This window comes from Peribacillus sp. FW305-BF15 (genome assembly GCF_058783805.1).
On the sequence record NZ_JBYSYV010000002.1, the window covers coordinates 141,308 to 149,122 of the forward strand.

Below are 7,815 nucleotides of genomic sequence, written 5' to 3' on the forward strand. Positions count from 1 at the left end.
AGAGGACCGCTGGACTATTGGCAGAAGTTATTAATGAAGGAATGATTTACATCAGGGTGATACGGAAGTACATGATGAGGAGGGATACCATGGTCACATTCAGGAAAGCGACGGCAAAAGACTTAAGTGAAATCGTACGGATGCTTGCGGATGATGCATTGGGGAGGGAGAGGGAGCGATATGAAAATCCGCTTCCTGAAAGCTATCTAAACGCATTTGAATCCATTGATGCAGATGAAAAAAATGAATTGATCGTTGCGTGCCTTGGTGAGGAAATCGTTGGAGTGCAGCAAATCACTTTCACACCTTATATTACCCATCAAGGCGGCTGGAGAGCTACGATCGAAGGAGTTCGGACGGCATCTGCAGAACGTGGGAAAGGCATTGGAAGCAAGTTGATTCAATATGCGATTGACCGTGCAAAGAAGCGGGGCTGCCATATCATTCAGCTCACGACTGATAAAAAGCGGGAAGAAGCGCTGCGATTTTATGAACGGTTAGGATTCAAAGCCACTCATGAAGGCATGAAAATGAAGCTTTAATTCACGGTCTTTTGTCCCCATTTTTTGTGCACAACAATTCGTCTGGCATTATATGTTAAAATTATGCATGAGATATTAATAGATGTATATAGGCTTTATAAACTGATGAAAGGGGTGAGCTCGATGGAAAACGAAGCTTGTATTCAGAAGAGGTACGGTGTAATTAGTTTTACTTCATTCATCATTGGAATCATTTGCTTTTTTACTGTTTTTATTACACCTATCAGAATAGGAAATATCGAAAACTTGACTGGTGGTTATATCACATTTTTCCTTACGGTTGCCGGCATCGTCCTCTCTGTCATGGGAATTTTGAAGAAAACGGAGAAAAACATGATTTCCATCATCTCATTGGTTTTCTCCTCATCATTCTTTATATTTTGGGTAATCATCATCACTTTGTTGTTAACGGGTGAAATGGAATGGCCACGCAGATCATATTAGCAGTTGCCTTGGTAGAGTTACTGAGTTTTGCTTGAAGATTAGATTATTTGGAGTTGAACCAATTGAACCTTTCGTGATGCTCAGCGGAGCTGCAAAACAGAATGGAGAATCATAGAATGAATGTCAAAGCGGAATTATATTGGAATGAATATTGGCAAGGGAAAGATGAAAAACCCCAGTCTGTCAGTGCATGGCAATTCGGGGCCGATCCCGATCATTTGGCTCAGTTAGTGATGGATGGGATAAAAACGGCTACATGCTCTGGGCATATTTTTTACGGAGAGGAAAATGAACCACTACCATCCGGGGGTGATTACAGCATTATCTTAAGCAGTGAGGATTTGCCCTTAGCCATCATACAAACAGTGAAAGTCGAAGTATTGCCCATGAATGAAGTGAGTGAAGAGTTTGCGATTGCAGAAGGGGAAGGAGATCGTACCTATACTTACTGGTGGGATGCTCATGAGAAATTTTTTAAAGAAGAACTGGACAAAATCGGCCACACCTTTAAAGAAGATATGCTGCTGGTGTGTGAGCGTTTTGAGTTGATACATGTAAAGTGAGTGTGAATGGTCCGGTCAGAGAGAGCAATAAGTGTTTTCGTTCAATGATTTGCTATAATAGGTCATTGGATTAAAAACCTTATAGAAAGATAGGTATTTGCATGAAAAAGAAACTGATATTCATTGGCTTGGGAATCCTGGTTGTTTTCCTGCTGTTGCTTGGTACGTATAAATTAATGAATTCGAGAACCTATCAGGTGTTCGGTGGATTAACGGATAATGTCGAGACGAATGAAAAAGTGGTCGCTTTGACTTTTGATGACGGCCCATCGAAGAATGTAAATGAGATTCTGCCGTTGTTGGCTAAATACGATGTGAAAACTACATTCTTCCTGATCGGTAACGAAATCGAAAAGTACCCGGAGGAAGCCGGGAAAATAGCGGAAGCGGGACATCAGATTGGGAATCATACGTATTCGCACAGGCGGATGGTGTTTAAATCGCCTTCTTATATCAAGGAGGAAATCGAGAAAACGGATAAATTGATTCAGAACGCCGGATATAAGGGTGAAATTGATGTCCGGCCTCCAAACGGGAAAAAAATCATAGGTTTGCCTTATTATTTAAATAAAAATGATAGAGAGACCATTACCTGGGATCTGGAACCAGATAGCTATTACACTACCGCTTCTGACAAAGTGAAGTATGTGAAGGAAAATATAAAACCAGGTTCGATCATCCTGATGCATCCGATGTATGATGATACGGGTAAAGAGCTTCAAGCGATTGAAGGGATCTTACGAGAGTTAACGAACGAAGGGTATACGTTTGTGACGGTCAATGAACTTCAGGAAATGTAGTTTTTGGTCCAGACGATTTTCGAAGAATGGGGTTGCTGCGGCAGCCCTTTTTTATTTGATATAAAGAATAGTACAAAACATGGGCTGCATATTGTTTCTTAACGGAAGGTTGTTGTTAGGGCTTGGATTCGCATGAATTTTTTCCTTAGTGGAAATAAAGCTATTAAAATGGGGCTGGTTACTTGTATCGGAATAAAAACACCGCTCTGATCATGATTTTGTGTTTCCTGTTATTCCTATTTCTTGTGGTGCTCTTTTTTCGCCACATCACGGTATACTTCGTGTATAGCTCGGGCATAGGCCCGTTATTACTTATCGGGATAATGGTTTTGGCTATCGTTATGCTTTTTATCAGAGGGTATAAATAATCGAGTCTGTTTCTTTGAGGCTGCTGCGCAGTCTTTTTTTTATGGAAAAAGTTCTTCACATCAAGGGACATAAAAAAATATAAAAATCAATAAAAAATTAACACTCCAACATTAGTAATTTATGGTAATATTTGAAATGGAATTATTTTCTTCTAAATTTTATTCAGGGGTGATTAGTGCGTGGAGTTTTTTACTAAGTGGTCGTTTAAGAACAAGGCTGCCGTTTCATTGGTAACCATATTTATTTTGATGATAGGAGTTGTCAGTTATTTTAAACTGCCGATGGAGTTTTTACCATCTGCCGATAATCCACAAGTTACGATTATCACAATGGGGCAGGGCACCGATTCGAAAACGATGGAAGCACAAGTTACAGATCCGATTGAAAGGGCAGTTACGGGCGTTAAAGGAAAGAGTTCCATATACTCCACCACTGGAGATGGTTTTTCTAAAGTAGATCTATTCTTTGAAGCCGGATCGGATATGAAACAAGCGAAACTGGATGTTCAGGAAGCATTAGGCAGTGTGGCATTGCCGCAAAGCATGGCAAAGCCTACTATTACACAGTTAAATACGTCAATGATTCCCATTTCATTTGTATCAGTTACTTTTAAGGATGGGTTAACAGCTGAAAATATAGACTTTGCCAAGAAAGAATTAGAGCCTTTGTATAAAGATATTAAAGGGGTTTCGGATGTACAGACATTCGGGGTTTCGCAATCCATTCTTTCAGTCAAAGTGGATAATGAAGAATTGGCTAAAAAGAAAGTCTCCATTCAAGATGTCATGAGCGTCCTTAACGGTCAGAATACAGCTCTGGCCGTAGGCGAAAGAGTGATTGATGGGAAGGCAAGTAACATCAAGGTGATCGGTGATTTAACAAGTATTGAAAAATTAGAAGCGTTGAAGGTCACTCCTAATGTCGCACTTGGACAGATAGCAAAAGTTGAAGAAGCGAATGATGGCAACCTCATCAGTCGTTTTAATGGAAAGGAAAGCATTGATTTAAGCATTATCAAGGACAGTCAATCAAATGCTGTCACAATCAGTAAAGAGGTTGAAAAAGTAGCGAAAGAAATTAATGAAAAGTATAGTGACCAGAAATCGACCATTTATTTATCTACAGCTGATATGGTGGAGACGTCCGTTCAGACGATGGTAAAAGAAGTTCTGCTGGGTGCGCTATTCGCTACGATTGTAATCATGGTCTTTTTACGGAATGTACGATCTACATTCATTACAATCGTATCCATACCGCTATCTCTTGGCTTTACGTTATTTTTGCTGTCATTGTCGGGAGTGACGCTGAATATTTTGACGCTGGGCGGTGTCGCTGTAGCGATCGGGCGCTTGGTGGACGATAGTATTGTCGTTATTGAAAACATTTTCCGGAAAATGCAGCAGGAGAAGATTTCAGTCGAAATGGTGATGGGTGCAACGAAAGAGGTGGGAGTGGCAATCACAGCTTCAACCCTTACGACTGTAGCCGTTTTCTTGCCGGTTGCTTTATTGAATGGAGGGCTTCAGGAGTTTCTTCTTCCTTTTGCTTTGACTGTCACTTATTCTTTGCTGGCTTCATTAATTGTGGCATTGACGGTTGTTCCGTTAATGAGCGCAGGATTGCTGAAAAGGACGGGGCTGCCAAAACATCGACCGGCCAAGCGTTTTACGAAGCTGGTTACTTGGTCACTAAACCATAAATGGGTTGTCCTGATTATTGCGATGCTGTTGTTTGTCGGTTCCATTGGTACATATTTTGCCATGCCAAAAGGGGCGATTGATAATTCTTCAGCAGACTATGTCTCCGTGACATTAACTTATCCAAATGATCAGCCCTATGAGAAAGTAAAGGAAAAAGCGATTGAACTCGAAGAAACGATGCAGGGTATGAGTGAAGTGGATAATATTTTCATGCAATTAGGAAACTCGCCCGAGACAGCACAATATGGCGAAGTCGCATCACCTACAGAAGCGATTTTCGGCATCCTGGTAAAGGATAAAGCAAATGTAGATGCAATCCTGAAAAAAATGGAAAAGGAACAAGAAAACTATCCTGATGCGAAGCTTACGGCCCAGGCCTCTTCCTTTATGATGGGAGCATCAAAGACGAACATTACGATAGATGTGATCGGCAGTAATGCTGAAGATTTGGAACGGACGGCAAATAATGTCAAAGAAAGAATTCAGGATATTAAAGGAATCGAAGAGGTTACAACGAACCAGGATGAAAAGAAAACCATTTATTCATTTACGGTAGATCCGGCTAAAGGCAATACAGAACAAATCGGCCAACAATTGGGGATCATGCTTAATAAAACGCCTATCGGCCATATAACTTTACAGGATAAGCAAACTCCTGTCGTCCTTGAACCAATCTTGGATCCTAAAAAACCAGAGGATTTAAAAAGCATTCCGATCATGACAGACGGGGGTCTAGCCCCAGTGTCAAAAGTTGCTTCTTTAAAGAGCGAAGAGAGCGCAACAACGCAGTTCCATAAAGATGGAGAAACATATCTCCAATTAACGGCAACGGTCGATCCGGCTAAGCTGTCCGATATTGCAAGCAAAATAAATCTCGAGATATTTGGAGATAAAGAGAACAAAGGCCTTGATATTCCGGATGATGTAGAGATTTTAGTCGGCGGAGCCAGTGCTCAGCAGACAGATGACTTTTCCGATTTATTCCTTACGATGTTAATATCGATCGGCATTGTCTTTTTAATCATGGTTATAACCTTTAAATCGATCAAAGCACCGATTGCCATTCTATTCTCCTTGCCATTCGCTGCCATTGGAGCGGTATTAGGATTGGTCATCAGCCGAATTCCAGTTGATATTACAGCACTGCTGGGTGCTCTCATGTTAATAGGAATTGTTGTGACAAACGCGATTGTGCTTTTGGATCGAGTCAAACAAAACGAAGAAAAAATGATCATCCGTGATGCGATCGTCGAAGCGACAGCCACAAGATTCCGTCCAATCATAATGACGGCTGTAGCAACGATTTGTGCCATGCTGCCGCTTTTATATAAAAAGGCGGAAACAGGAAGCTTGGTTTCACAAAGCTTGGCGATCGTTGTCATTGGCGGGCTAGCTGTTTCCACACTGCTCACACTGATCGTCATTCCATGTATATACGAATTGCTGTACTATAAAAAATCGAAAAAACAGAGAAGGAAAAAGAGAGAACCCGTTAACGAACAACTCGAGATGTAAGGAAGTTTTAATAAAAAAGTTTGTAGAGAAAGCGACATTTTCTTTACAAACTTTTTTTTCATTAAAAAATAATGGTTGACTTTCCTCTGACCTGTAACTAAAATGATTACAGCAGGTGGTAAACAATCGCAGGAAGCAATCGACTGTACAGTTACTGAATGCCATGTAATTATATTGATTTTTTTTTGCTCTGCATTGTAACTATTTCGGTTACAAGTTTAACTGATATTGAAAAGTGAGGGAATATATGATGACAGTGAAAATTAAAGCATATTCTGATTTTATTTGTCCTTTTTGTTTTTTAGGTAAAGGGCCTTTGGACGAAATCGTGAAGGAAAAGGATGTAGAAGTGGAATGGATGCCATTTGAATTGCGTCCGAGTCCATATACGAAAATTGATCCATGGAAAGAACCCGATAAGCTGAATTCATGGGACTCTTACATTCTTCCTGTTGCGAAAAAGCTAGGGGTTGATATGCGTTTACCCCGTGTCTCCCCACATCCATATACACATTTGGCATTCGAAGGCTGCCATTTTGCAAAGGAGCACGGAAAAGGGAACGAATTCCACAACAGAGTATTCACCGCGTTTTTTCAAGAGGAACAAAATATTGAAGATGTTGAAGTATTGACAAAATTAGCGGGTGAAGTTGAGCTTCCTATAGATGCCTTTAGAGAAGCGTTAGTGTCCCGAAAGTATCGGGAAGTGCACCAGCAAGCACTCAAACATGCTTATGAAGAAGCAGATATCAGGGCTGTCCCGACGTTTATTATTGGTGATGAAGTCATTCAAGGACTAGCCAGCAAAGAAAGGCTAGCGCAAGTCATTGAGAAGGAAGAAGCAAAAAATAAACGGAATGAATTTGATGGCTTGCAATGTGATGGTAGGGGGAATTGCTAAACTGGCTAGCCGAGACCCCGGAGACGCTTGCGTCGAGGAGGCTTGGCAGACAGTCGGCGGAAAGGGAGCGGATTTCTGAAATCAACTGGCATGTCTGTTAGAAAAAAACTACATGTAAAACTCTATAGTCTGAACCGAAATCCTTTTGTTGATTTCGGTTTTTTCTTTTGGTTCTGTTATTGAACGATGTTGATTATACTCAACAAAAGAAGGAGGTATTAACGGGTTGGTTGCCGAATAAAAATCCTTTAGGTAAAACTTAGGGGGAGTGCAAATTGAAAAATGTAATAGATGGAATCAATCATTGGATTGGTTTTATACCAGAAGAGTTCAACCGGATGACAGAAAAAGAATTAAATCATCGACCAATGCCACACAAATGGTCCAAAAAAGAGATATTAGGACATCTATGCGATTCTGCATTGAACAATATGAACAGGTTCATCAAGATTCAGTACGAAGTACAGCCATATGTTATACAACCATATAATCAAGACCAATGGGTATTAGTCCAGAATTATCAAGAGCGACCATTGGATGAGATCGTTAACCTTTTTTGTACTTTAAATAAGCAAATCATTCATATAATAACGAATACACCAAATGATAGATTATCTAATCTTTGTGATATAGGAAATAATCAACTAAAATCAATGGAGTGGTTAATAAAAGACTATCTCGAACATATGGAACATCATATTAACAATCAAATCCTAATAAAAAAAGAGTGATCTATATAGGTCACTCTTTTTTTTCAATTGTTCACTTTTCGCAACAGCTTGTCTTGAAGTTTGGACAAGGTGAACAATACGATGATAGAGCCGATCAAGGTTAACGCCATATCCCATTGGGCGTCCCAAATATCACTAACATGAGGATGATTTCAGACTGTAGACAAAACTCGATGAAAATCGAGTATGTCTACAGTTTTTTTGCGGTACAATTTGAACGTTGATTTCCGATCCAGGCGCTCGCTTTCCC

At 40.2% G+C, this 7,815-nt stretch carries 8 protein-coding genes; 7 read left to right on the forward strand and 1 reads right to left on the reverse strand.

Annotated features, from left to right (window positions below; genetic code table 11):
- The first annotated feature begins 89 nt into the window (after positions 1 to 89).
- From AC3WLU_RS02275 to AC3WLU_RS02305, 7 genes are all read left to right on the forward strand, one after another.
- Positions 90 to 542: a GNAT family N-acetyltransferase gene (locus AC3WLU_RS02275; protein WP_492596740.1), complete on the forward strand. Its 453-nt coding sequence runs from the start codon at positions 90 to 92 to the stop codon at positions 540 to 542.
- 123 nt (positions 543 to 665) lie between these two features.
- On the forward strand, positions 666 to 986 hold the full coding sequence (locus AC3WLU_RS02280; protein WP_413022744.1) for a hypothetical protein: 321 nt from the start codon (positions 666 to 668) through the stop codon (positions 984 to 986).
- Between the two features lie 116 nt (positions 987 to 1,102).
- Positions 1,103 to 1,549, forward strand: a complete 447-nt coding sequence (locus AC3WLU_RS02285; RefSeq protein ID WP_492596741.1) for an ASCH domain-containing protein — start codon at positions 1,103 to 1,105, stop codon at positions 1,547 to 1,549.
- Between the two features lie 101 nt (positions 1,550 to 1,650).
- Positions 1,651 to 2,349, forward strand: a complete 699-nt coding sequence (locus AC3WLU_RS02290) for a polysaccharide deacetylase family protein (RefSeq protein WP_492596742.1) — start codon at positions 1,651 to 1,653, stop codon at positions 2,347 to 2,349.
- 548 nt (positions 2,350 to 2,897) lie between these two features.
- Positions 2,898 to 5,933, forward strand: coding sequence for an efflux RND transporter permease subunit (locus tag AC3WLU_RS02295; RefSeq protein ID WP_492596743.1), 3,036 nt, complete (start codon positions 2,898 to 2,900; stop codon positions 5,931 to 5,933).
- A gap of 250 nt (positions 5,934 to 6,183) precedes the next feature.
- On the forward strand, positions 6,184 to 6,834 hold the full coding sequence (locus AC3WLU_RS02300) for a DsbA family oxidoreductase (RefSeq protein WP_492596813.1): 651 nt from the start codon (positions 6,184 to 6,186) through the stop codon (positions 6,832 to 6,834).
- A gap of 275 nt (positions 6,835 to 7,109) precedes the next feature.
- Positions 7,110 to 7,565 carry a DinB family protein gene (locus AC3WLU_RS02305; RefSeq protein WP_063575346.1) on the forward strand — a complete coding sequence of 152 codons (456 nt, stop codon included), beginning with the start codon at positions 7,110 to 7,112 and terminating at the stop codon, positions 7,563 to 7,565.
- 23 nt (positions 7,566 to 7,588) lie between these two features.
- Here the strand turns inward: AC3WLU_RS02305 and AC3WLU_RS02310 are convergent, their stop codons facing one another.
- Entirely contained in the window at positions 7,589 to 7,696 is a 108-nt protein-coding gene (locus AC3WLU_RS02310) for a hypothetical protein (RefSeq protein ID WP_492596814.1), read from the reverse strand.
- Between the last annotated feature and the right edge of the window lie 119 nt (positions 7,697 to 7,815).